The sequence below is a fragment of the Sinorhizobium sp. NG07B genome, from assembly GCF_002532005.1.
In the GTDB taxonomy this organism is placed as follows: Bacteria; Pseudomonadota; Alphaproteobacteria; order Rhizobiales; family Rhizobiaceae; genus Sinorhizobium; species Sinorhizobium fredii_C.
This window is the reverse complement of record NZ_NWTD01000001.1, coordinates 1,078,367-1,102,539: the sequence shown is the minus strand read 5'-3', so window position 1 is coordinate 1,102,539 and position 24,173 is coordinate 1,078,367. Positions and strand designations below refer to the sequence as shown.

20 protein-coding genes and 1 other RNA gene are annotated in these 24,173 nt (G+C 63.8%); all 21 read right to left on the bottom strand.

What is annotated here, in order from left to right:
* Positions 1-270: 270 nt before the first annotated feature.
* Positions 271-2,049: a cell division protein FtsZ gene (ftsZ, locus tag CO664_RS05310; protein ID WP_097538091.1), complete on the bottom strand. Its 1,779-nt coding sequence runs from the start codon at positions 2,047-2,049 to the stop codon at positions 271-273.
* Positions 2,050-2,150: 101 nt separating this feature from the next.
* Positions 2,151-3,479, bottom strand: a complete 1,329-nt coding sequence (gene ftsA, locus CO664_RS05305) for a cell division protein FtsA (protein WP_095677976.1) — start codon at positions 3,477-3,479, stop codon at positions 2,151-2,153.
* Positions 3,476-4,405, bottom strand: coding sequence for a cell division protein FtsQ (gene ftsQ, locus CO664_RS05300; RefSeq protein ID WP_037415489.1), 930 nt, complete (start codon positions 4,403-4,405; stop codon positions 3,476-3,478). Before ftsQ ends, ftsA begins: the two co-directional genes overlap by 4 nt.
* Positions 4,393-5,319 (bottom strand): D-alanine--D-alanine ligase, encoded by a 927-nt coding sequence (locus tag CO664_RS05295; RefSeq protein WP_037415485.1) that lies wholly within the window; start codon positions 5,317-5,319, stop codon positions 4,393-4,395. The genes ftsQ and CO664_RS05295 overlap by 13 nt, the downstream gene beginning before the upstream one ends.
* A gap of 332 nt (positions 5,320-5,651) precedes the next feature.
* A complete protein-coding gene (murB, locus tag CO664_RS05285; protein WP_097538090.1) occupies positions 5,652-6,626 on the bottom strand; it encodes a UDP-N-acetylmuramate dehydrogenase in 975 nt (324 codons plus the stop codon).
* 3 nt (positions 6,627-6,629) lie between these two features.
* Entirely contained in the window at positions 6,630-8,039 is a 1,410-nt protein-coding gene (murC, locus tag CO664_RS05280) for a UDP-N-acetylmuramate--L-alanine ligase (protein WP_097538089.1), read from the bottom strand.
* Complete coding sequence (murG, locus tag CO664_RS05275) at positions 8,036-9,157, bottom strand: undecaprenyldiphospho-muramoylpentapeptide beta-N-acetylglucosaminyltransferase (protein WP_097538088.1); 1,122 nt, start codon at positions 9,155-9,157, stop codon at positions 8,036-8,038. Before murG ends, murC begins: the two co-directional genes overlap by 4 nt.
* A gap of 3 nt (positions 9,158-9,160) precedes the next feature.
* A complete protein-coding gene (gene ftsW / locus CO664_RS05270; protein ID WP_037415461.1) occupies positions 9,161-10,315 on the bottom strand; it encodes a putative lipid II flippase FtsW in 1,155 nt (384 codons plus the stop codon).
* Between the two features lie 75 nt (positions 10,316-10,390).
* Positions 10,391-11,782 (bottom strand): UDP-N-acetylmuramoyl-L-alanine--D-glutamate ligase, encoded by a 1,392-nt coding sequence (murD, locus tag CO664_RS05265; RefSeq protein ID WP_097538087.1) that lies wholly within the window; start codon positions 11,780-11,782, stop codon positions 10,391-10,393.
* 5 nt (positions 11,783-11,787) lie between these two features.
* The gene (gene mraY / locus CO664_RS05260) at positions 11,788-12,888 is read right to left on the bottom strand and encodes a phospho-N-acetylmuramoyl-pentapeptide-transferase (RefSeq protein WP_037415455.1); all 1,101 of its coding nucleotides are present in this window, start codon (positions 12,886-12,888) and stop codon (positions 11,788-11,790) included.
* 139 nt (positions 12,889-13,027) lie between these two features.
* A complete protein-coding gene (locus tag CO664_RS05255) occupies positions 13,028-14,461 on the bottom strand; it encodes a UDP-N-acetylmuramoylalanyl-D-glutamyl-2,6-diaminopimelate--D-alanyl-D-alanine ligase (protein ID WP_097538086.1) in 1,434 nt (477 codons plus the stop codon).
* A gap of 1 nt (position 14,462) precedes the next feature.
* Positions 14,463-15,920 (bottom strand): UDP-N-acetylmuramoyl-L-alanyl-D-glutamate--2,6-diaminopimelate ligase, encoded by a 1,458-nt coding sequence (locus CO664_RS05250; protein ID WP_097538590.1) that lies wholly within the window; start codon positions 15,918-15,920, stop codon positions 14,463-14,465.
* Between the two features lie 64 nt (positions 15,921-15,984).
* A complete protein-coding gene (locus CO664_RS05245) occupies positions 15,985-17,733 on the bottom strand; it encodes a penicillin-binding protein 2 (RefSeq protein WP_097525329.1) in 1,749 nt (582 codons plus the stop codon).
* Complete coding sequence (locus CO664_RS05240) at positions 17,733-18,134, bottom strand: hypothetical protein (RefSeq protein WP_037415446.1); 402 nt, start codon at positions 18,132-18,134, stop codon at positions 17,733-17,735. The genes CO664_RS05245 and CO664_RS05240 overlap by 1 nt, the downstream gene beginning before the upstream one ends.
* Before the next feature lie 6 nt (positions 18,135-18,140).
* Positions 18,141-19,166 carry a 16S rRNA (cytosine(1402)-N(4))-methyltransferase RsmH gene (rsmH, locus tag CO664_RS05235; protein WP_097538085.1) on the bottom strand — a complete coding sequence of 342 codons (1,026 nt, stop codon included), beginning with the start codon at positions 19,164-19,166 and terminating at the stop codon, positions 18,141-18,143.
* Positions 19,167-19,180: 14 nt separating this feature from the next.
* The gene (gene mraZ / locus CO664_RS05230) at positions 19,181-19,621 is read right to left on the bottom strand and encodes a division/cell wall cluster transcriptional repressor MraZ (protein WP_037415440.1); all 441 of its coding nucleotides are present in this window, start codon (positions 19,619-19,621) and stop codon (positions 19,181-19,183) included.
* Positions 19,622-20,005: 384 nt separating this feature from the next.
* An RNA gene (rnpB, locus tag CO664_RS05225) (RNase P RNA component class A) lies at positions 20,006-20,403 on the bottom strand.
* 74 nt (positions 20,404-20,477) lie between these two features.
* Positions 20,478-21,665 (bottom strand): FAD-binding oxidoreductase, encoded by a 1,188-nt coding sequence (locus CO664_RS05220; protein WP_097538084.1) that lies wholly within the window; start codon positions 21,663-21,665, stop codon positions 20,478-20,480.
* Positions 21,666-21,842: 177 nt separating this feature from the next.
* The gene (locus CO664_RS05215; protein WP_037415434.1) at positions 21,843-22,376 is read right to left on the bottom strand and encodes a lytic transglycosylase domain-containing protein; all 534 of its coding nucleotides are present in this window, start codon (positions 22,374-22,376) and stop codon (positions 21,843-21,845) included.
* 226 nt (positions 22,377-22,602) lie between these two features.
* Positions 22,603-23,367, bottom strand: a complete 765-nt coding sequence (locus CO664_RS05210) for an N-acetylmuramoyl-L-alanine amidase (protein ID WP_097538083.1) — start codon at positions 23,365-23,367, stop codon at positions 22,603-22,605.
* Entirely contained in the window at positions 23,364-24,071 is a 708-nt protein-coding gene (locus tag CO664_RS05205) for a DnaJ family molecular chaperone (protein ID WP_037415427.1), read from the bottom strand. The genes CO664_RS05210 and CO664_RS05205 overlap by 4 nt, the downstream gene beginning before the upstream one ends.
* Positions 24,072-24,173: the final 102 nt, after the last annotated feature.

Genomic DNA, 24,173 nt, shown 5'->3' with positions numbered 1-24,173 from the left:
CGACTTTCAGCACAGACCTACCAGTCGTGACCCGACGGCTGTCAGCCGAAGCCACGTTTGAACTGACAGCGTTCGATCGAATCGCGTGCGTCCCTATCCGATGCTGAAAATAAGAGTTCTGAGGCACCATTCCAAATCACTGTTCGTTTCGCTTTGTTACGCAATTCATATGCGTGCAATCGAACGAACAACCCATTGAAAATGCCTGACAAAGTGAAAATGCCCGGGCTTTCGCCCGGGCACCGGCAAGGTGAAGGAACGCGTTGGAAATCAGTTAGATTGACGGCGCAGGAACGCCGGAATCTCGAGTTGATCGTCCTCGTGCGAGCGCATCTGCGGCGTGGCGCGGCCCTGATCGTCGAGCTGGCCGCGACGCGGAGCATAAAGGCTCGCCTCCGGCGACAGCGGGCGGCGCTGCTGGGAAGCGGCGCTCGGCGCTGCCGAGGTCATATCGGACGAGACATTCTGGCTCTCGCGCTCGCGCAGTCCGAGCGAGCTGGTGAGCCGGTTGAGGAGGCCCATCGGACCACGCTCTTCCTGAAGCGCCGCAGCGGGTTGTGCGCGATGGTCGATCTCGGCCTTCACGACGGGCGGAAAGTCCTCGACCTTCGGCATACGCACCGGCTCGGCATGCTGGCGGACGACCGGCGCCGGCTCCTGGCGGACCGGCTGCGGTTGCACCTGCGGCTGAACCTGAGCCTGGATCGGCGCTTCGACGGGCCGCGGCATCGGCTGCGGCGCGCGGGCTACGGGAGCGGCTTCCACCGGAGCGGCGCCGGCAAAGAGCTTGCTCTGCGGGCGAAAGGCCTCTTCCTGGACCTGCGGAGCCGGTGCAGCGACCTGTGCCCGGGTTGCAATGTCGAGTTCACGCTCCATTTCGGCCTCGCGGATCGCAAGTGCGATCTGATCGACCTGCTGAACCGGCTGTTGGACCGGCTGCGGCGCGATCTGCTGGACCGGCTGTTGCTGAACCGGCTGCTGCAGGACGGACTGCTGCGGGGCGGGAACGGCGGCCGACGGGCGGACGATCGGCTTCGGCGCTACCGGACGAAAGTCGGCGGAGCGGCCGGGCACCTCTGCGGCTCCACGGTCGATACCGGTTGCGACCACCGAAACCCGGATCAGGCCTTCGAGGTCTTCGTCGAAGGTGGCGCCGAGAATGATGTTGGCGTCCGGATCCACTTCCTCGCGGATGCGCGTTGCCGCTTCGTCCACCTCGAAGAGGGTGAGGTCGCGGCCGCCGGTGATCGAGATCAGCAGACCTTGCGCGCCCTTCATCGAAGTTTCGTCGAGCAGCGGGTTGGCGATCGCCGCTTCCGCAGCGGCCATGGCGCGGCCTTCGCCGGATGCCTCGCCGGTTCCCATCATGGCGCGGCCCATTTCGCGCATCACCGAGCGGACGTCGGCGAAGTCGAGGTTGATGAGGCCTTCCTTGACCATGAGGTCGGTGATGCAGGCAACGCCCGAATAGAGAACCTGGTCGGCCATGGCGAAGGCGTCCGCGAAGGTCGTCTTGTCGTTGGCGATCCGGAAGAGATTCTGGTTCGGGATGACGATCAGCGTGTCGACCGACTTCTGCAGATCGGCAATGCCCTGATCGGCGATGCGCATGCGGCGCCCGCCTTCGAAGTGGAAGGGCTTGGTGACGACGCCGACGGTCAGGATGCCCTTGTTGCGAGCGGCCTGGGCCACGATCGGGGCAGCGCCCGTGCCGGTGCCGCCGCCCATGCCGGCGGTCACGAAGCACATATGCGTGCCCTGCAGGTGATCGATGATTTCATCGATGCACTCTTCCGCAGCGGCGCGGCCGACTTCCGGCTGCGAGCCGGCGCCGAGACCCTCGGTGACGGCGACACCCATCTGGATGATCCGTTCGGCCTTGGTCATGGTGAGCGCCTGCGCGTCCGTGTTGGCGACGACGAAATCGACGCCCTGCAGGCCCGCGGTGATCATGTTGTTGACGGCGTTGCCGCCGCCGCCGCCGACGCCGAAGACCGTGATGCGGGGCTTCAGCTCGGTAATGTCCGGCTTTTGCAAGTTGATGGCCATAGTACCGTTCCTTCTCTTTTTTCTGGCCGCCTTGCCGAGCCGGCCAAATCCTTAAAACTCAAAACCCGTCTTGCCCGGCGCCAGACCCGCGCCGGTGAAACTCAGAAACTCTCTTTCAACCACTGGCCCATGCGGGCGATCCGGCTGTTGCCGCCGCCGAAGGAGAACATGCCGCCCTGGCTGGCATGCGTCTCGAGATCGGCGACCTGCGGATAGATCATCAGCCCGACGGCCGTGGAGAATGCGGGGCCCTTGGCGGCCGCCGGCAGGCCGGAGACGCCGAGCGGCCGGCCGATGCGGACGTTGCGCGCCAGGATCCGCCGCGCTGCTTCCGGCAGGCCGGTCAACTGGCTGGCGCCGCCGGTCAGCACGATCCGCTTGCCGACGATCGGGCTGAAGCCGGAGCGCTGGATGCGATCACGGATGAGTTCAAGCGTTTCCTCGATGCGGGCCCGGACTATGCGCGAGACAAGCGCGCGCGGCACATGGGTCGGCTGGTCACGGTCGTCCTCGCCGATCGGCGGAACCGAGACGATGTCGCGCTCGTCGGCGCTGTTCGGAAGCGCCGAACCGTGCACGACTTTCAGACGCTCCGCATCCTCGATTCGCGTCGAAAGCCCGCGCGCCAGATCGGTCGTCACATGATGGCCGCCGAGGCTGACGGCATCCGAATGCACCAGCTTGCCTTCGGCGAAGACGGAGATCGTCGTCGTGCCGCCACCCATATCGATCGCCGCACAGCCGAGCTCGACCTCGTCGTCGACGAGCGCGGCGAGACCGCTGGCATAGGGCGTAGCGACGATGCCTTCGACCGACAGATGGGCGCGATTGACGCAAAGCTCGAGATTCTTCAGCGCCGCCCGTTCGACGGTCAGCACATGCATGTCGACGCCGAGGACGTCGCCGAACATCGCCAACGGGTCGCGGATGCCGCGCTCTCCATCGAGCGAGAAGCCGGTCGGCAGCGAATGCAGGATGGCCCGGTCGCTCCTGAGCGACTGTTGGCCGGCAGCGGCAAGCACCTTCTTGAGGTCGTTCGCGTCGACTTCCTGGCCGCCGAGATCGATTGTCGCCGTATAGACGTCGCTCTGCAGCCGGCCGGCCGACACGTTGACGATCAGGCTGTCGATCGTCAGCCCGGCCATCCGCTCGGCGGCGTCGACGGCGAGCCGCACGACGCTTTCCGCCGCGTCCAGGTCGGCGATCACCCCATTCTTGACGCCGCGCGACTTCTGGTGGCCGATACCGATGATCTCGATATTGTGGGTGCGGCCCGGCAGGATCTGGCTCTCGGCGCGCGGCGTCAGCCGGCCGATCATGCAGACGACCTTGGTCGAACCGATGTCGAGCACCGAAACGACATGCGACCGCTTCGAGGAAAGCGGCTTCAGGCGCGGCAGGCCGAAACTGGCGGAACCGAATAGACTCATATCCGCTTCTCCTGGGCCTTCAGCATCTTCTCCCTCGCCTTCAGCGCCACTTCGCGGCGCGCAACCGCTTCCGGTGTGAGTTGTACGGTCGTGCGGTCCTCAAGCCTCAGATCGACGGCAGCGATATCGCGCTCCAGAAGCTGATGACCTTCTTCCATCTCGGCCAGAACCCGCATCGCCCGGGCGACATCCTTCTCTGGAAGCTTGACGACGATGCCGTTGTCGAGGCGCAAGTCCCAGCGCCGTCCGGCGACCCGCACGAAAGCCTTGACGCGCGAGCGGAACTCCGGCCAGCGGGAAAACTCGTCGTAGAAGGCAGCGGCCGCCGTCTCGGCATCGCGCCCGACGAAGAGCGGCAGCTCGGCAAACTTGTTGTCGCGCAAAGGCGCGATCACGCTGCCGCTGCGCTCGATGAGCGACAGATCCGAACCGTGCTGCCAAATGCCGAAGGCCTGGCGCTCCTTCAGGTTCACCTCGATGGTTGCCGGATAGATCTTGCGCACGGTCACGCTCTCCACCCAGGGCAACTCGCCGATCAGGCGGCGTGCCTCGCCGATATCGAGCGCGACCAAAGACGTGGTCCCGTCAAGACCGAGCTGCTGGAGAATGTCGATCTCGGAGGTCTGCTCGTTGCCGGAGACCCGGACGTCTTCGATGGCAAAGCCGGCAGCCGTCGTCGAGGCCTGTGCGAAGTTCTGCGTGTGGCCGCCGAGGGACATGCCGTAGAGGCCGGTCGCCAGAAGGAAAGCGGCGGCGGAGATGGTGCCGGTATGGGCGGGAAAGCGGACGCGGCCTGCGCCGAGGCTGACCAGGAAGCGGACGCCCTTGCGCAGCGGCCGCGGCAATACGAAAGCATCATCACCCTCGGCGGCGACGCCGAGCGGGTGACGAACCCTTCTGCCCCTTTTGCCCCTCAACGCAAGCACGATGCGTCCTCCACCATCCACTTTAGAAACTCACCAAACTGAAGGCCCGCATGCTGCGCCATTTCGGGAACCAGGGAGGTCGGGGTCATGCCGGGCTGCGTGTTGATCTCCAGCCAGATCAACTCGCCCTCGCCATCTCCACGATCATCGAAACGGAAGTCGGATCGGCTGACGCCGCGGCAACCGATCGCCTGATGCGCCTTCACCGCCAAGGATTGTATTTTTTGGTAAATATTTGGTGAAATCTGCGCCGGAATAACGTGCCTCGAACCACCTTTTACGTATTTCGAATCATAGTCGTAGAAGGCATGCCCCTGCGGGATGATCTCGGTAACGCCGAGCGCCACGTCGCCCATAACGCCGCAGGTGAGTTCGCGTCCGGCAATATAGCGCTCAACCATCACGCGGTCGCCGTAGCGCCATTCGCTGGAGGTAATGACCTGCGGCGGATGCGACTGATCTTCCTTGACGATGACCACGCCGAAGCTCGACCCTTCCCGGACCGGCTTCACCACATAGGGCGGCTTCATCGGATGGACGCTGCCGAAGTCGCGCCGGTCCATGATCAGGGCGTCGGCAACCGGAATTCCGGCGGCCTTAGCGACGTGCTTCGCCTGCGCCTTGTCCATGGCGAGCGCCGAGGCAAGCACGCCCGAATGGGTATAGGGAATCTCGAGATATTCCAGAATGCCCTGGATGGTCCCGTCTTCGCCGAAGGGTCCATGCAAGGCGTTGAAGACGACGTCGGGACGCAAATCGGCGAGCACGGCGGCGACCTCACGCCCGACATCGACGCGGGTGACGCGGTAACCCTCGGCCTCCAAGGCATCCGCGCAAGCCGCCCCGGAAGACAGGCTCACCGGCCTCTCCGAGGAAAATCCGCCCATCAGGACAGCAACATGCCTGCCGCTCATTCAGACCCCCAAACAGTACGCCACTATCGCAAAGCTTGCTTGCGTCTGGCTGTTTCCATCAGCCCCGAGTCGCGAGATCTCCGCGTCGGGCCACTACAACGACATTATGGTTAATGAATCGTTTACTTTGGTTAACTCTTCTTGCGGCGACCGCAGACGCCGCGGGCCAGAATCGACCATACACAGGGCTTCCACGCTGAATCGGCGCTTTGTAAGGCGGGCGCGAGAAATGGTCCGCAAGTCCGGCGAGCCTTGTGTCGAAGGTTCGAGAAACAAGAAAAAAGCCGCGGCGGTTTCCCGTCGCGGCTCGTGTTCATTCCGTTCTTCTCGTCTCAGGCCGTGGCGCGGCCGAGGAATTCCTTGATCTCGTAGCCCGGCATGAAATTGCCGATCCGCTTGATCTCCCATTCGAGCTTGATACCGGAATGCTCCATCACTTGCGCCCGCACGGTCTCGCCGAGATATTCGAGCTCGTAGCCGCTCGCCTGACCCGTATTGATCATGAAGTTGCAGTGCAGCGGCGACATCTGGGCGCCGCCAATCATCATGCCGCGGCCACCGGCCTCGTCGATCAGCTTCCAGGCCGAATGGCCTTCCGGGTTCTTGAAGGTGGAGCCGCCGGTCTTCTCGCGAATCGGCTGCACCGTCTCGCGATGCTGGCGGACCGCATCCATGTCGTGGCGGATCTTCGCCTTGTCCTCCGGAAAGCCTTCGAAGATCGCATGCGTGAAGATCAGATCCTTGGCGGCGGCAGTATACCGATAGGCATAGCCCATGTCAGCATTGCTCAAGACGTGCCTGTCGCCCTTGCGGTCGACCGCGTGGACCTCGACGACGCGCTCCCGCGTTTCGCCGCCATTGGCGCCGGCATTCATCCTCAGCGCCCCGCCGATCGAGCCCGGAATGCCGTAGTAGAAGTAGAAGCCGCCGATGCCGTGGTCGAGCGCCATGGCCGCGATGTTCTTGTCCGGGCAGATCGCCCCCGCCTTGATGCGGTTCTCGCCGACGATCTCCAGATCGCCGAAGCCCTTGGCGGAGAGGCGAATGACCACGCCCGGGATGCCTCCGTCGCGCACCAGCAGGTTCGAGCCGACGCCGATCACCATCACCGGCACTTCCTGTGGCACGAGCTTCAGGAAGGCGACGAGATCGTCGGTGTCGTGCGGCTGGAACATGAGCTCGGCAAGCCCGCCGGCGCGAAACCAGGTCACCCGGTCCATCGGGGCATCGGGCGTGAGGCGGCCGCGGATTGCACTGACGCCGCTTCCGAGCGCGTCCAGGAGTTTCTGACCGTTAACCTGCTTCATGCTTCAACTTCCTGAAATTTCCGCGAGTTCCTTGGGAAGCGCCGCGGCCCAATAGGTGATGCTGCCAGCCCCCAAGAGAACCACAAAGTCGCCCGGCTGCGCAATCTTCGAGACGGCCGGGGCGAGCGCTTCCGGGCCGGCGAGGTAGCGGGCATCGCGATGGCCGGCGGCCTTGATGCTGTTGACGAGCGCTTCGGAATTCACGCCGTCGATCGCGTCCTCGCCTGCCGCATAGACCGGCGCGATCAGGATAGTATCCGCATCGTTGAAGCAGGCGGAGAAATCCTCGAACAGGCTCGACAGACGCGAATAGCGGTGCGGCTGGTGAACGGCGACGATCCGCCCCTGGCAGGCCTCGCGCGCCGCTCTCAGGACAGCCTTGATCTCGACCGGATGGTGGCCGTAGTCGTCGAAAATGTGAGCGCCGTTCCATTCGCCGGTGAGCGTGAAGCGGCGCTTCACGCCGCCGAAGGAGGCGAGTCCCTTGGCGATCGCCTCCGGCGCAATGCCGAGACGCTGCGCGACGGCGACTGCGGCCGTGGCGTTCGAAACGTTGTGCCGGCCGGGCATCGGCAGGCGCAGGTCGTTGAGCTTTATCACCTGGCCGGTGCGGCGCCGGCGAATCTCGACATCAAAGACAGAGGTCGCGCCGTCCATGCGGATATTGTGGTAGCGCACGTCGGCCTGCGGATTCTCGCCATAGGTCACGACCTTGCGGTCCTCGATCTTGCCGACCATGGACTGGACTTCCGGATGATCGAGGCAGAGAACGCCGAACCCATAGAAGGGCACGTTTTCGACGAACTGGCGGAAGGCCGCGCGCACGGCGTCGAAATTGCCGTAATGATCGAGGTGCTCCGGGTCTATGTTGGTGACGATGGCTATATCGGCCGGGAGCTTGAGGAAGGTGCCGTCGGATTCGTCCGCCTCGACGACCATCCACTCGCCGGCGCCCATGCGGGCATTGGTGCCATAGGCATTGATGATGCCGCCATTGATGACCGTCGGATCGAGGCCGCCGGCGTCGAGCAGCGCCGCCACCATCGACGTCGTCGTCGTCTTGCCGTGCGTGCCGCCGATGGCGATCGCATTGCGGAAGCGCATCAGTTCGGCCAGCATCTCGGCGCGGCGTACCACCGGCAGGAATTTTTCGCGCGCTGCAATCAGTTCGGGATTGTCCTTCTTGATCGCCGTCGAGACGACCACCACCTCGGCGTCGCCGAGATTTTCGGCCTTGTGGCCGACCGAGATCTTGATGCCCTTTTCGCGCAGGCGCTGCACATTGGCGCTGTCCGACTGGTCGGAGCCCTGGACCCGGTGACCGAGATTGTGCAGCACCTCGGCGATGCCGCTCATGCCGATGCCGCCGATCCCAATGAAATGTACGAGGCCGATCGTCTTCGGCATTTTCATGAGCGTGCTTCCTTGAACTTGGCGACTGTCGAGCCGCTGGCAATAGCCTCTACCAGGGATGCAAGCAAGCGCGCGGCATCCGGTTTGCCGGTTTCGCGAGCGTTCGCCGCCATCTGCGCCAGCGCTTCGGGGGTGTTCATGGCGTCGGCAAGAATGCCGGCGAGCCGTTCGGCGCTGAGCTCCGCCTGGGCGATGACACGGGCCCCGCCCTTGTCGGCAAGTGCTGCGGCATTCGCCGCCTGGTCGTGATCGAGCGCGTAAGGATAGGGAACGAGGATGGCCGGGCGGCCGATCACAGAGACCTCGGATACTGTCGAGGCCCCGGAGCGGCAGATAACCAGATGCGCCGAAGCGATGCGGGCGGCCATGTCGTTGAAGAAGGGCGAGACCTCGGCCGGTATCCCAAGCTTGTCGTAAGCGGCAATGACGCCTTCCCTGTCTTCCGGCCGCGCCTGCTGCGTCACCTTGAGCCGCTGGCGCTGAGCGTCGTCGAGACGGCAAACGGCCTGCGGCACTGCCTTCGAGAAGAATTGTGCGCCCTGGCTGCCGCCGAAGACGACGAGATGGAACGGGCCGCCGTCCGGCGCCCGATAGGGTACGCCGGCCGCCTCCAATACGGCAGGGCGGACCGGATTTCCGGTCGCCACGGTCTTTGCCGCGAAGCTTCCGGCGCTCTCGGGAAGAAAGCCGCCGGCAATTGCTTGCACCCGCGAAGCCAGCATCCTGTTGGCCCGCCCCATCACTGCATTCTGCTCGTGAATGAGCGACGGAACCCCCATGCCGGTGGCAGCGAGGAGCGGCGGCACCGTGGGGTAGCCGCCAAAGCCTATCACCGCCCTGGGCCTGTAGCGGGCAATCAGGCGACGCGCGGCGCGCAGGCCGGTCCAAAGTTTCCAGACCGATTGCGCCAGCTTGATCGGGTTCTTCGACCCGATCGTGGCGGAGGGCACGACATGCACCTCGTCGGCCGGGAACTTTCCGGCATAGCGCTCGGCACGGCTATCGGTTACGAGATGCACCGCATAGCCGGACGCCTTCAGTTCGTGCGCAAGCGCCTCGGCGGGAAAGAGGTGTCCGCCGGTCCCTCCGGCGGCAAGAAAAATGATGCCCTTGTCCATGTCTTACTCCGCCGGCACGCCGACGCCGGATCGAAAGAGGCTGCGCTCGACCGCACGTTTCTCCGGCCGATGACGGGTGAGTGCCAGGACAAAGCCGGCGGTCACGCAGATCGCCACCATCGACGAGCCGCCATAGGAAATCAGCGGCAGGGTCATGCCCTTGGCCGGCAGCAATTCGAGGTTCACGCCGATGTTGATCATCGACTGAATGCCGATCTGCAGCACCAGGCCAGCGACGGCAAAACGGTTGAAATCGTTGCGCTCCCGGAAGGCGTGATTAAGGCCGCGCATGACCAGGAAGGCGAAGATCAGCACGATCACCATGCAGAAGACGATGCCGAACTCTTCTGCGGCCACCGAGAAGACGAAGTCGGTGTGGCTATCGGGAATGATGCGCTTGACGATGCCCTCGCCCGGGCCGCGGCCGAACCAGTCGCCGCGGATGATGGCGTCGCGCGCCGTATCCACCTGGAACGTGTCACCCTCGCCGGTCATGAAGCGGTCGATACGTCCGGCGACGTGCGGCAGCATCGTATAGGCGACGAAGAAGCCACCCGCGGCCGCCCCGGCCAGCACGATGATCCAGAGCCAAGGCATGCCGGCCATGAAGAACATGCCGCCCCATACCGCGGCGGTAAGGATGGTCTGGCCGAGGTCCGGCTGGGCGACGAGCAACGCGCCGACGATGCCGAAGAGCAGGATCGACAACAGGTTGCCGGGGATCTCCGGCTGCTTGGCGTGCTCGGCGAATAGCCAGGCGCAGACGACGACGAAGGCAGGTTTCATGAACTCGGACGGCTGGATCGAAATGCCGGCGATCGAGATCCAGCGGAGCGACCCCTTGACCTCCTCGCCGACGAAGAGAACGAGAACCATCATGCCGAGCGATGCGGCGAGCAGGATGATCGCCGCGCGCCTGACTTGCCGCGGCGACAGAAAGGATATGCCCACCATCACCACGAGCGACGGCAGGAGGAAGACCGCGTGACGCTTGACGAAGTGGAAGCTGTCGAGCCCGAGCCGCTCGGCGACCGGAGGGCTTGCGGCGAAGGAAAGCATGAAGCCGACGCCCATCAGGAGGATGAAGGTCGCCAGGAAGAACCTGTCTATCGTCCAGAACCAGTCGGCCACAGGGCCACGTTCGGCTCGGCTTACCATCTGTCTGTCCCCTTTTCCGGCGCACTATACGCCAACTTCCGAATCCCGCTCCGCCGCGCGTCCAGGACTCACGCATCAGATGAGCATGGTCACGCCTTCGAGGGCCGCCACATGGCCGACGAAGGCATCGCCCCGCACTTCGAAATTCTTGTACTGGTCGAAACTTGCGCAAGCCGGGGAAAGCATCACCGCGGCAGGACCCTGGCGATCCCGCGCCGCATCCGCCGCCGCGTGCGCGACCGCCTTTTCCAAGGTGCCGGAAATCTCGTAGGGCACCGCCTCACCGAGCGTAGCCGCGAAGGCGGGCGCCGCCTCGCCGATCAGATAGGCCTTGACGATCTTCGGAAAGAACGGCGTCAGCGAGGCGATGCCGCCTTCCTTTGGCAGGCCGCCGGCAATCCAATAGATCCGCTCGTAGCTCGAAAGCGCGGGGGCAGCCGCATCGGCATTGGTCGCCTTGCTGTCATTGACGAAGACGATCTCGTCCTTTTTGGCGACCGGCTGCATTCGGTGCTTGAGGCCCGGAAAACTCTTGAGCCCGTTGATGATCTCATCTTCGCTGACGCCGACGGCAAGGCAGGCGGCAACGGCCGCCGCCGCATTCTGGGCATTGTGCCCGCCTCTCAGCGTCTGGATGCCGGCGAGATCGCTAAAGAGCGACGACGATCCGCCCTCGGCCCGCATGAGCGATGATCCCTCGGCGTAGATCCCGTCCGCCAGCACATGACGGCGCGAGATGCGCACGACCCTGGTTCCCGCCCGCTCCACGCGGTCCGCGATCAGGCGGGAGAAGCTGTCGTCGACGCCGACGACGGCGGTACCGCTTCCCGCCACCAAGCGCTCCTTGATGTCGGCATAGTGCTGCATCGTACCGTGCCGGTCCAAATGGTCCGGCGTCAGGTTGAGGAGAATGCCGGCCGTGGGGTCGAGCGTCGGCGCCAGGTCGATCTGGTAGGACGAGCATTCGACCACATAGAAACGACCCGCTTTCGGCGGATCGAGCGTCAGCACGGCCGTGCCGATGTTGCCGCCGAGTTGCGTGTCTCGCCCGCTGGTCTTGAGGATGTGGGCGATCAGCGCCGTCGTCGTCGATTTGCCGTTCGTACCTGTGATGGCAATGAAGGGGCATTCGGGGGCATGGGCGCGGCGCTCGCGCACGAAAAGCTCGACATCGCCGATGATCTCGACGCCGGCCTGATGCGCAAGATCGACCGCCCAATGCGGCTTCGGGTGAGTGAGCGGCACGCCGGGCGAGAGGACGAAGGATGCAAAGGCAGTCCAGTCGACGTGGCGCAAGTCCGCCGTCGCGAGGCCAGCGGCGTCGGCCTTCGCGACGCTCTCCGGATTGTCGTCCCAGGCGGTGACCACCGCCCCGCCCGCAACCAGCGCCTCAGCCGTCGCCAGACCCGAACCGCCGAGGCCGAAGAGTGCGACCTTCCTGCCCTTGAATGTGGTGACCGGTATCATCTCGATTACCGCAGCTTGAGGGTCGAGAGGCCGACCATCGCCAGGATGACCGCAACGATCCAGAAGCGGATCACCACCTGGCTCTCCGTCCATCCCTTTTTCTCGAAGTGATGGTGGATCGGCGCCATCAGGAAGACGCGACGGCCGGTGCGTTTGAACCAGAAGACCTGGATGATGACCGACAGCGTTTCGATGACGAAGAGGCCGCCGATGATGATCATGACGATCTCATGCTTGGTGGCGACGGCAACGGTGCCGATCAGGCCGCCGAGCGCAAGCGATCCCGTGTCGCCCATGAAAATCGCCGCCGGCGGCGCATTGAACCAGAGGAAGCCGAGTCCGGCGCCGATCACTGCGCCGAGGATCACCGCGAGTTCGCCGGTGCCCGGCACGAAATGGATCTGCAGGTAGTTGGCGAAGACCGCGTTGCCGGCGAGATAGGCGATCAGCCCGAAGGCCGCCGAGGCGATCATCACCGGCCCGATGGCGAGACCATCGAGTCCGTCGGTCAGGTTCACGGCATTGCCCGCCCCGACGATGACGAAACCGCCGAACAGCACGAAGAAATAGCCGAGATTGAGCATCAGGTCCTTGAAGAACGGAAAGGTCACCGACGAACCGAAGGTCGAGCCAGCGCTGCCGGCAGACAGCGCCGCCTGCATCATGAAGAAGACCGCGATGGCGGCGATGACGAATTCGATGCCAAGGCGTGCCTTGCCGGAAAAGCCCTTGTCCGACTGCTTGGTGACCTTGAGATAGTCGTCGTAGAAGCCGATGGCGCCGAAGCCGAGGGTTACCAACAGCGTCGACACGACATAGATGCTCGAAAGATCAGCCCAGAGCAGCGCCGAGCCGACAATGCCGGCGAGGATCATCAGCCCGCCCATGGTCGGCGTGCCAGCCTTCTTGAAATGCGTCTGCGGCCCGTCGGCGCGGATCGGCTGGCCCTTGCCCTGGCGGATGCGCAGCGACGAGATGATCGCCGGACCGAACAGAAAGACGATCAGGGCGGAGGTGAAGAGAGCTGCACCCGTGCGGAAGGTGATGTAGCGGAAGAGATTGAAGAATTGAAAGTGGTCCGCCAGTTCCACGAGCCAGATGAGCATAAGGGACCTTTCCCCAAAGGTTTAGAATCGGACATCGCCCAACAGAATCATCTGATGAACGATATCCACTTGCACTTGTCCATGTTAGGCCAATTCCCCTGGCCCGGGCCTTATCCACCAGCCTTGGTGGCGCTGCCCTCTATACTTGCCCCGCTTCGGCCGTCTCTTCGGGATATGCATCGAGAAGAGCCTGAACGATCTTGGCGCAACCGGTGCCCTTCGACGATTTGACCATCACCACGTCACCGGCAGCAACCGCGCCGAGCGCGTAGGAGGTGAGATCGCCGATCGCCTCGCGGTGGACAACCGCAACCTCGACCGGCAGCGCGTCGCGCAGATGCGCCATGTCGGGGCCGGCGAGCCAGACATCGGTTATGCCCGCTTCAACGATCGGGTTTGCAAGGGCGGCATGTACGGCGGCAGCATGCTCCCCCATCTCGAGCATGTCGCCGAGAATTGCGATACGGCGCCCGCCGGCCGGCGGCTCGGCGTCGCGCAACAGGGCGATCGCCGCCCGCATTGATGCCGGGTTGGCATTGTAGCTTTCGTCGATCAGTGTCAGGTGACCCCCGCCGATCTTCAGACGGTGCCGCAAGCCCCTGCCCTTTTCCGGCTGCATGGTAGCGAGCGAGGCAAGGACGCGGTCGATATCCGCGCCCGCAAGCTGTGCGGCGGCAATCACCGCGAGGGCATTCTCGGCAATGTGCCGTCCCGGAGCCCCGATCGTCACCTCCAGCGTCCTGCCGCCGATGCCGGCCCATAGCACGGATCGATCGGCGCCGCCGGCGAACTCGATCAGCCGATATTCCGATTTGGGATTGGCGCCGAAGGAATGGATATGGCTGATGCCCGCCGCCGCGGCAGCCCGTTCAAGAAGCTCGAACTGCGGACTGTCGCGGTTGATGACCGCATGCCCACCCTTGACCACACCTTCGAAGATCTCCGCCTTCGCCGCGGCGATCTCGTCGAGGCTCGCAAAATTGCCGAGATGAGCGGCGGCGATGCTGGTGACGACGGCCACATGCGGGCGCACCATGGCGGACAGCGGCCGGATCTCGCCCGGATGGTTCATGCCGATCTCGAAGATGCCGAAATCGGTCGTCTCCGGCATGCGCGCCAATGTCAGCGGCACACCCCAATGATTGTTGAAGGAGGCGACGGAAGCGTGGACGCGCCCGAGCGGCGACAGGACATGCCTCAGCATCTCCTTCGTCGTCGTCTTGCCGACCGAGCCGGTGACCGCGATGACCTTTGCGGCACTCCGGTCGCGCGCAGCGCAGCCGAGGCGGATCATCGCCTCCAGGACGTCGTCGACGACGATCATCGGCGCGATCAATCGCCCGAGTGCGGGAAGCTTTCCTTCGCTGACGACGAGCAGGGAGGCTCCGTTGGCAAGCGCGATGCCGGCATAGTCATGGCCGTCGACGCGATCGCCCCGGATGGCGAAAAAAGCCTCGCCCTTTTCAATCGTGCGGCTGTCGATCGAGATGCCGATGATCCCTTCGGGCAGGTTGCCGACCGGGCGGCCGTTCATGGCGGCCAGCAGGTCGCTGCTTGTCCAGAGCCAGCTCAAGTCAAAGCCCTCCCAACGCCTTGCGTATTTCCGCATGATCGGAGAACGGCAGCGTCACGGAGCCGATCGTCTGCCCCTCCTCATGTCCCTTGCCGGCAACGATCAGCGTATCGCCGGCCTTCAGCATGCCGACGGCAGTCCGGATCGCGTCGGCGCGATCGGCGATTTCGGTGGCCCCCCTGGCACCGGCCATGATCTCCGAGCGGATCACTTCGGGGATTTCCGATCGGGGATTGTCGTCGGTGACGATCACGACATCGGCTAGCCGCGTTGCAACTTCACCCATGATCGGCCGCTTGCCCTTGTCGCGGTCGCCGCCGCAGCCGAAGACGACGATCACCCGGCCGGTGGTGAACGGGCGCACCGATTCCAGCACGTTTTCGAGCGCGTCGGGCTTGTGGGCATAGTCCACATAGGCGAGCGCGCCGTCCTTTGTCTGCCCGACCAGTTCCAGCCGGCCGGAGGCGCCCTGCAGTTTATCGAGCGCCGAGAAGGCTGCTTTCGCTTCGATCCCCGTGGATATGGCAAGGCCCGCCGCGACAAGCGCATTGGCCACTTGGAAATCGCCGGCGAGCGGCACGTGGATTTCGAATATGTCGTCCCCGACATGCACCTCGGCCGACTGCTTGTGGCGGAAGTGCTCGACCCTCTTCAAGCTGATGAAGTCGCCGTTGCGGCCGACGGTGCGCACATCGTGTCCGGCCTTGCTGGCAGCAGTGATCGCCTCGGCCGACCACTGGTCGTCGGCAAAGATCACCGCTGGCGCGCCCTTCGGCAGAAGCGCGCCAAAGAGGCGCATCTTCGAGGCCATGTAGTGCTCGACGGTCGGATGGTAGTCCATGTGATCGCGGCCGAGATTGGTGAAGGCGGCAGCGGCCAATCGGACGCCATCGAGCCGGCTCTGGTCGAGACCGTGGCTGGAAGCCTCCATCGCCGCGTGGGTGACGCCCTCGTCGGCGAGTTCGGCGAGCAGCTTGTGCAGCGATACCGGATCCGGAGTGGTGAGGGAGCCGTAATCGTTGCGGCCCGGCGCCGTGATCCCGGTGGTGCCGATCATCGCCGCCGAAAGCCCGGAATGTGCCCAGATCTGCCGCGTGAAGGAGGCGACGGACGTCTTGCCAGCGGTCCCGGTCACCGCCACCATCGTCGCCGGCTGACGCCCGTAAAAGGCGGCGGCCGCCTTGGCGAGGAAGCGACGCGGATCTGAAAGCAGGAACACCGGCGCACGCGCGTCCGGGTGGGAATCGGCAGCCACGATAGCCGCAGCGCCGCGCGCGATCGCATCGGCGATATAGGCGGCGCCGTTCGCCTTTGTCCCGGCGACAGCCACGAAAAGATCGCCGGGTTTGACCTGCCGGCTGTCGGCCGTGAGGCCGGAGATTTCCGCATTCGCGGAATCACCGTTCAATTGCGCCGAGAGTTCCGGGAAATCTGCTCCCGCCAGGTCCTTGATCTTCATGAACTGCATGTCTCACTTCGATACCGATCCGCTATGACGAATCGCCCGCATTCTCATTTCACGGTCAATAAGACACAAGCAAGGCAGAACCGTCTTCTCCGAATTTCGGTTCGACGCCGAGGAGCGGCGCCGAGCGGCTGATGATGTCGCGCACCATCGGCGCCGCGTTGGAGCCGGCGGTGCGCCCGCCACCTTCGCCGGTCTTCGGCGCGTCGATGAAGGTCAGCACAATATATTTCGGATCGTCGATCGGAAAGGCCGCCAGAAAGGCGTTGAAGTTCAGGTCGTTCGAATAACGGCCATTGACCACCTTGTCGGCCGTGCCGGTCTTGCCGCCGACGTTGAAGCCCGGCACGAGCGCTCGCTTGCCAGAACCGGCAATGCCGTTCCAGCGAAGCAGGAACCGCATGTCTTCGCTGGTGCTTTTCTTGACGACCGCGGTCGCAAGCTCGTTCGCCTGCTCTTCCGTGCGCGGCAGGAAGGTCGGCGGTATCAGCTTGCCGCCGTTCACGAGTGCTGCACCGGCGACCGCAGTCTGCAGCGGCGTGGTCGAGACGCCGTGGCCGAAGGAGATGGTGATCGAGTTGATCTTCTTCCATTCGCGCGGCTGGGACGGCGATTTGACCTCGGGCAGTTCCGTCGGCAGCTTGGAAAGCAGGCCGAGGCGGGTGAGGAATTCCTTGTGCCCGGGTATGCCGACGAGGTCGGCGATCTTCGCCGTGCCGATGTTCGACGAATACTGGAAGATTTCCGGAACGGTCAGAACCCGCCGCTTGCCGTGGAAGTCCTTGATGGTGAAGCCGCCGATGCGGATCGGCGCCGTCGCGTCGAAGCTGTCGTTGAGCGTCACCTTGCCGGAATCGAGGCCCATGGCGATGGTGAAGGTCTTGAAGGTGGAGCCCATCTCGAACGTGCCGTTCGACATGCGGTTCATCCAGCCCTCTTCGGCGCCTTCGGCCGGCTTGTTGGGGTCGTAGTCCGGCACCGACGCCATCGCCAGCACCTCGCCGGTATGGACGTCCATGACGACGGCGCCGGCGGCGATCGCCTCATAGTTCTTCATGCCGGAAGCGATGACGTCGCGTACGATGTTCTGGACGCGCACGTCGATCGACAGCTTGACCGGCTCGAGCTTCGCATCGCTGGTCATGCCGATCGCCGCGAGGTCGGCAAGCCCTTGGCTGTCGATGTAGCGCTCCATGCCGGCGACGCCGCGGTTGTCGATATTCACGTGGCCAAGGATATGGGCGGCTGTCGGCCCGCCGGGATAGAAGCGGCGTTTCTCGGGGCGGAAGCCGATTCCCGGAATGCCGAGCGCCAGGATTTCGCTCTGCTGCTTCGGCGTCAATTGCCGGCGCAGCCACTGGAAACGCGAGTTCGACTTGAGCTTGTTGTAGATCTCCCGGGCGTTGAGGTCGGGCAGAACCGTGGCCAGACGCTCAACCGCCTCGTCCGCATCGACGATCTTGTGCGGCTCGGCATAGAGCGAGACGGTGCGGATGTCGGTCGCGAGGATCTCGCCGTTGCGGTCGAGAATGTCGGGGCGCGACGCCATGAGGTTGTCGGCGCGACCGATCGAGGAAACCGTCTCCGGCTGCGCCATGCCGTATTGCACTAGCCGGCCTCCGATCACCGCATAGGCGATGCCGAAGCTTGCGATGACGATCGCAACGCGGCTCTTCGCCTGACTGGCGCTCTTCTTGCGCGTCCCTTGAAACGTGACGTTGACGCTCGCCTCGGCAGGGCGGTTGTTGCCACCGGCAGAGAAATGCGCCTTGCTCTTCAGCACCATGATACGGGAGAGAAACGACATCAGCGCGCCACCGACCCTGTTGCGATGTTATCGGCATTGATGACGGCGGCGATGCCGTCGTCCGTCTTGACTTTGCCCTTCTTATCCTTGCCTTCCTCCGGCGGCGGCACATCCGCCTTCAGCATCGGCAGTTCCTCGGGCCTAGCGAGTTGCGTCGAGGGCGTCGGCACGAGTTGCAGGTCGGCCGCGAAGGCGCCGACGAGCCGCTCCAGCCGGTTCGGCTGGGTGAGGAGCGCCCAGTCGGCTTTGAGCAGGTCGATCGTGTCCTCCTCGAGCTTGATCGCGGCATCGAGCCTGCGGACCTCCTCGAGCTTGTTCTCGGCCTGGTGCTTGATCGTGTAGGTGACCGTGGCGGCCCCCGTCATGATGACAATCAGCACGATATCCAGCGTTCTGAGCATCGTTTCTTAGCCCCCTAGTCTGGCAAGGCTCGCCAGCTCCGGCAGGTTGAAAATGGACAGATCGTTTCCCGGCGACGGAGCCTCTGTACGGATACCGGCCCTGAGTTTCGCCGACCGGGCGCGCGGATTGCGGGACGCTTCTTCCTCGCTCGCCGCAATCATAGGCTTGCCGACTGGCGTGAAGGTTGCGTCCCGTGCCGCGACCAGCGGAAGGTGACGCGAGCCGCCGGCCTTGCCCGAGCGGTCCTGGAAAAACGTCTTGACGACCCTGTCTTCGAGAGAATGAAAGGTGACGACGACGAGCCGCCCCCCGGGCTTCAGCACCCGCTCCGCAGCAAAGAGCGCATTGGCGAGTTCGCCGAGTTCGTCGTTGACGAAAATCCGCAGCGCCTGGAAGACGCGCGTTGCCGGATGGATCTTGTCCTTGGCCTTTCGGGGCGTGACGATCTCGATGAGGCCGGCAAGGTCGCGGGTGGTCTCGAAAGGCTGCTCGGCACGGCGTTTCTCGATCGCACGCGCGATTCGGCCCGCCTGCTTCTCCTCGCCCAGGAAGCCGAAGATGCGGATCAGATCGGAGACCTTGGCCCGATTGACCACATCGGCAGCCGTCACGCCGCTTGCCGACATGCGCATGTCGAGCGGCCCCTGCTTCTGGAAGGAGAAGCCGCGCTCCGCCTCATCGATCTGCATGGACGAAACGCCGATGTCGAGCACGACGCCGTCGAGCCCGCCGTCCGGCGTATGGTCCGCCAACTCGGAAAAACGGGAATTGATGAGCTTGAGTCTTCCGCCGGCAGCGACGACCATCGGCTGCCCTGCAGCGATTGCCGTTGGGTCCCGGTCGAGAGCGATCACTTCGGCACCGGCATCGAGGATCGCAGACGTGTAGCCGCCGGCACCGAAGGTGCCATCGAGAACGACCTTGCCGGGCGCCGGATCGAGAGCCGCAACGACCTCGGCGAGCATGACGGGAATGTGACGAACCGGTCCGCCGTCGGCTTCAGAAGCTCTGCCGCCTTGATCCGTCACCATTCCGCCTCTCCCCTCTATTCCGGACGCAGCCCCCGTTGCTTGCGCCCTTCCCGGGCCTCCGCCTGCGCCCTCGCAAACGCCTGCGGCTCCCAGAGCTGAAAATGATCGCCACGCCCGACGAAAGTCACGTCGGTCGAAATGCCGGTGAAGTCGCGGATGAAATCCGTCACCATCAACCGACCCTCCGGGTCGAGCTTCACGAAGACGCCGCCCCCATGAACGAGGAGCGACATCTGGTTGGCCGCATCCGAGAACGGATCCTCGGAGGCCATCTGCCTCTCGAACCGGTCCAGAAGCTCCGGCCCGCCGACGCTGATCGCCGGAAAGACGAAGTCCTGGAAGCAGTATAACTCCCTCGCGCCCGCCTCCGTAAGCACGGCGCGAAACGACGAAGGCACGGAAACCCGCCCCTTCGCATCGATCCGGTTCGTAGCATGTGACAAGAAGCGGTTCATGACGCGAAACGGCCGCCCCCGACTGACGGACCCTGGTCATCGGCCCGAAAGAACACTCGCCTGCGCGCACAAAAGACCCCCGCCGGACACGAGCATGTCCGCCTGAACCTCCCGAGGAAGGCACCCTGGAATTTCGCGATGATGGGCCACGACGCGGCCCTTGCGCAGTACCATTATGGGATAACATGGGACCATATGGGCGTCAATGGGAGAAGCCTGGAAACAGCCTCGCGGATGATCAAATATTGATAGGTTGTTAAGTTTAACGAAGGGTTACGATCGCACCCCTAACGGCTTTGGAATCGCGCAAATAGGCACCTTTCCAACCACGTTGAGGGCGTGGCTCTTCCGCCGGATTCATCCGCTAATTTGATTCAGAGAAGAATCGCCAGTTGGCCTGTAAGCCGGGTTCTGTATGGCTCCACCTCCGAAGAGGCGAAACGTGGCAGCCATTCATCTGGGACTGCGCTTGCGCACAGCCTCGTGCAACCCACCCGGATGACGGGCCTGGAAACCGGCTGGGCGCTCGCGCGCCCGTGTCATCCCTATTCGGTCTTGCTCCCGGTGGGGTTTACCGTGCCGTCCATGTCGCCATGTCCGCGGTGGGCTCTTACCCCACCCTTTCACCCTTACTCCGCAGGCGGAGCGGTTTGCTTTCTGTGGCACTTTCCCTGGGGTCGCCCCCGCCGGACGTTATCCGGCACCGTGTTTCCGTGGAGCCCGGACTTTCCTCACCCCGCGGCCTTTCGGCACCTGCGAGGCGCGGCTGCCCGGCCAACTGGCAGAGGCTCATTAACCGACCGGAGCGAGAAGCGCTACAAAAAATCGGCGCCCTCACCTCGACATGCTCATCCGCCTATCGATAAGCGACGGCAAAATCGGTCTCGTACTCACCGGCATCAAGGCGGCCGTTCAGCGCCAGCACCGTCCCGAGCCGCCCGATCTCGTCGGAACTCTTCGCCGCCTGGCCGTTGCCGCCGGTGAGAACGGCGATCCGGTCGCCGGCAAAGCCGATATAAGGATAGCCGTGCCGCGTGAACGTGGTGACGCATGGCGAAAAATGCGTCGATTTCGGCTCGAAGCCCGGCATCACACCGGCAAGCAAGCCACGCATATGCGCTGCCGCCTCGGCGCTCGCGCTGCCGCGAAACCATTCGCGAACCGAAGCCTCGTGGGCAAGGACCCTATCGATCGGGTCACCGCCGATCTTGATGTAGTGTTTGCCGTCGGCGTAGGCAACCGGCGGCAAGAGATAATAGCTTTGGTGCTGGTCAGAGGCCGCAGAGATCAGCGACGGCATGCCGCCGAATCGGGCGAGATCGTCGGCGCCGACCTCGGAAAAAAGCACGGTACGGGCCTTCACCGTCAAGTCGAGTGGCCTCGGCAGCAGCGCTTCGGAGAGCGAAAAACCGCCGGCAGCGACGAGGACGCGCCCGCCGCGAAGCCTGTGTCCGTCGATGGTCGAAACCTCGACCGAACCGGTCCCCGCGTCGACGGCAACGACTTCGGAGCGGATCACCCGCGCACCCAGTCTCTCTGCCGCAACCGTCTGCGCACGAACCAAGGCGCGAGGATTGATATAGCCGGCGCCGCGCGCCTCATGAATGCCGGCATAGTGCCGTGGGAAGTCGAACCATGGAAAGCGCTCGGCGAGCTGCTCGCCGACGATCAAGGGTGCTTCGACACCGAGTCCGTCCCGTGCAAGCGCAACTCTCTCGATATAGTCGAAATCGCCGCCCGGCGCCGGTCCGGCAATCAGGCAGCCGACCTCGTGGTAGAATTCGATCCCGCTTGTCTCGGCGATTTGCCGGTAGCGCTCGATCGAGCGGCGGGCGAGACGCGCCCAAACGGGATTGTTGTCGATCGTGCGGGTGATGCGGGCATTGTCGTAGTGGCTGGCGAAAACGCCCCGGTGGTTCACCCGGTCTTCCGGCTCGTCCGGCCCGACAAGTGCGGCACGGGCCCCTGCCAGGCTCAGGTGGCGCGCCGCCGCGGCCCCCATCATGCCCTTGCCGACGACAACGAAATCAAAGCTTTCCGACATGAATATCCCTCGACGCTTCGCTGCGGGAATAGCATGCCACCCGGGCAATGGCACCGAGCTCTCTCTGAGAATTATTTCGCCGGAACGCGATACCTATCCGGCTGCCCCCTGGATCAGCGAATGGTCCAAGGATCGATCGTCAACCGCTGCTCGCGGAGTGGCGGCTCGTGCCTCGCGTCAATTCAGGATGCTCTTGACCTTGCCGCAATAGCGCTTGGACACCGGGTTCATGCGCTTGGCGCCATGGCCGGCATTGTATTTGAGGATGGTTCCGCAGGTCGTCCCATCCGAAAGCTCCTGGGCCTTCGCCAGATACAGCATGCCGAACTTGATATTGGTGGCCGGATCGTAGAGGCCCTTGGTCGAACCGGAATAGCCCATCATGCGCGCCGTGGCCGGCTTGATCTGCATGAGACCAACTTCACCCGCGCTGCCCCGCGCACTCGCATCGAAATTGCTTTCGACCTGGACGATGGCATGGGCGAGATCGACGGGAACGCCATACTGCTTGGCGTAGCTCTGGATGAGGATCGTGTATTGCGATCCGCGCGTCAGGTCGAATTGGGGAGCCGGATAGCCTGTGGTTCTCGTCACCGAGGGGATTGCGGAAGTCTTGATGGTCTTGTCGACACCCCCTGCATACGACGTACCCATCCCGGCAACGAACATGCCAAAGCATGCCGCCGCCGCAGCAACAAACGCTATTCTCATGTAGTTTGAAGTCTCCGGTCTGGGGAACTGGCCGGACGGCGCACCCCACCGTCACGACCGATTTCCTGATCGTTTTCCTTGACAGGAGCACGGGACTTAAACGCCGCATCTCCTGCGTTGATGGACCGGAAATGAAGGGCCTAACATGGTAAACATGTGGCAAACGCGAAAAAATCGCGCAGCAAAGCATCGAGGCCGCTAAATCAGCGCGCTCGAAAATCGCCGCCTAGGCACCGAAATTCCGTAGTTCCGAGAGCAACCGGTGAAGCGTATCAATGGTGGAAATGTCGGCGATGCCGTCTACCCGCGATTGGCGAAAATGCCGCTGGAAAGCGGCCACCACGCCTTCCGTCCGTTCGCAGAAATCTCCAGTAACTTCAATGTTGTAGCCGTAGAGGGACAGCATCGACTGGAGGGCTTCGACCGGCTGTCCGCGGTCGCCGCGCTGAAAAAAGCGCCCGCCCCCGACAGGCGCCGGTTCAACCCAGTGACCAACCCCGCGGCGAAATAGCCCAATCCAGGGAAAATTTTCTCCCGGATCGACCTTGCGAATCGGGGCCACGTCGCTATGTGCGAGCACCCTTTCGGGTGCGATTTGCCAGCGTTCGCCACAGTCCCGACATAATTCGGCGACCGCGTCGATCTGCGCTTCAGGGAAGTCCGGCAGTCCCGCCGGATGGCCTGCATTGGCGATCTCGACGCCGATCGAGCAGGAATTGATGTCCGTCTCGCCTTTCCAGAAGCTCTTGCCGGCATGCCAGGCGCGGCGCTCCTCCGGCACGAGCTGATCGATGCGGCCGTCCTCGTGAACGAAATAGTGGCTGGAAACCTGACTTTCCTCGCGACAGAGCCAGTCGAGCGCCGAGAGCGCCGTTTCCATGCCGGTATAGTGCAGCACGATCATGTCCGGCCGGCGCCCGCCGGCCCGTTCGCCATGATTAGGTGACGGTACGAAGCGGGCCCCCGGAAAGTCGCAGGTGCTGGCGGTCATGCGGCGCGGCGTTCTCTCTCGATCGCCTCGTAGGCTGCGTTCAACGCGGCCATGCGGTCATTGGCTATCGCATGAAATTCCTCCGGCACGCCGCGCGCCACCAGCATGTCCGGGTGATTCTCGGAGACGAGCACCCGATAGCGCCGGCGGATGTCGGAGAAATCGTCCTTCGGCGAAACACCGAGAACCTGATACGGATCGCGGTCGTCGCCATGGACATGGCGCGCCATGATGCGTTCGAACTGCGCCTCGTCCATGTTGAAGATTTCCGCAACCCGCATCAGATAGGCGAGTTCCTTGTCGTGCACAGCGCCGTCCGACTTCGCGATATGGAAGAGCCCGTCGACGATGTCCTCGAGAATTGGGCAGTTGCGCTCGCAGGACGAGCAGAGCGACGCCATCTTCTCCGCATAGGCCTCATAGCCCGCCACATCCTGGCGTGCGAGGTTGTAGAGCCGAGCGACGTTCTTCGCCTGGTCCGCAGGAAACTTGAAGATATCCCGAAAAGCCGCGACTTCGGCTTCGTTGACGATGCCGTCAGCCTTCGCCATCTTCGCAGACAAGGCGATCATCGCCACCGAGAAAGCCACTTTGCGGCGTGTCTCCGGATCCCCTTCGAAAAGTGTACGGACCGCCTCGACCACACCGGCGAGCGCATTGCCGGTGGCCGTTACGATCTTCAGCAGGCTGTCCCAGAATGACATAAGCGCGATTTTTCCCCTATCCACGACCGAGCATGGCCCGATGTGGTGGCATATTGCAAGCGGCCGTCTGTGCCAAACGTCACCGATGACGGAATTGTGATG

Excerpts from the sequence above, each read along its gene's own strand:
- ftsZ (WP_097538091.1), bottom strand. The coding sequence starts at position 2,049 with ATGGCCATCAACTTGCAAAAGCCGGACATTACCGAGCTGAAGCCCCGC.
- ftsA (WP_095677976.1), bottom strand. The coding sequence starts at position 3,479 with ATGAGTCTATTCGGTTCCGCCAGTTTCGGCCTGCCGCGCCTGAAGCCG.
- CO664_RS05295 (WP_037415485.1), bottom strand. The coding sequence starts at position 5,319 with ATGAGCGGCAGGCATGTTGCTGTCCTGATGGGCGGATTTTCCTCGGAG.
- murB (WP_097538090.1), bottom strand. The coding sequence starts at position 6,626 with ATGAAGCAGGTTAACGGTCAGAAACTCCTGGACGCGCTCGGAAGCGGC.
- murC (WP_097538089.1), bottom strand. The coding sequence starts at position 8,039 with ATGAAAATGCCGAAGACGATCGGCCTCGTACATTTCATTGGGATCGGC.
- murG (WP_097538088.1), bottom strand. The coding sequence starts at position 9,157 with ATGGACAAGGGCATCATTTTTCTTGCCGCCGGAGGGACCGGCGGACAC.
- ftsW (WP_037415461.1), bottom strand. The coding sequence starts at position 10,315 with ATGGTAAGCCGAGCCGAACGTGGCCCTGTGGCCGACTGGTTCTGGACG.
- murD (WP_097538087.1), bottom strand. The coding sequence starts at position 11,782 with ATGATACCGGTCACCACATTCAAGGGCAGGAAGGTCGCACTCTTCGGC.
- mraY (WP_037415455.1), bottom strand. The coding sequence starts at position 12,888 with ATGCTCATCTGGCTCGTGGAACTGGCGGACCACTTTCAATTCTTCAAT.
- CO664_RS05250 (WP_097538590.1), bottom strand. The coding sequence starts at position 15,920 with ATGAAGATCAAGGACCTGGCGGGAGCAGATTTCCCGGAACTCTCGGCG.
- CO664_RS05245 (WP_097525329.1), bottom strand. The coding sequence starts at position 17,733 with ATGTCGTTTCTCTCCCGTATCATGGTGCTGAAGAGCAAGGCGCATTTC.
- CO664_RS05240 (WP_037415446.1), bottom strand. The coding sequence starts at position 18,134 with ATGCTCAGAACGCTGGATATCGTGCTGATTGTCATCATGACGGGGGCC.
- rsmH (WP_097538085.1), bottom strand. The coding sequence starts at position 19,166 with ATGGTGACGGATCAAGGCGGCAGAGCTTCTGAAGCCGACGGCGGACCG.
- mraZ (WP_037415440.1), bottom strand. The coding sequence starts at position 19,621 with ATGAACCGCTTCTTGTCACATGCTACGAACCGGATCGATGCGAAGGGG.
- CO664_RS05220 (WP_097538084.1), bottom strand. The coding sequence starts at position 21,665 with ATGTCGGAAAGCTTTGATTTCGTTGTCGTCGGCAAGGGCATGATGGGG.
- CO664_RS05215 (WP_037415434.1), bottom strand. The coding sequence starts at position 22,376 with ATGAGAATAGCGTTTGTTGCTGCGGCGGCGGCATGCTTTGGCATGTTC.
- CO664_RS05210 (WP_097538083.1), bottom strand. The coding sequence starts at position 23,367 with ATGACCGCCAGCACCTGCGACTTTCCGGGGGCCCGCTTCGTACCGTCA.
- CO664_RS05205 (WP_037415427.1), bottom strand. The coding sequence starts at position 24,071 with ATGTCATTCTGGGACAGCCTGCTGAAGATCGTAACGGCCACCGGCAAT.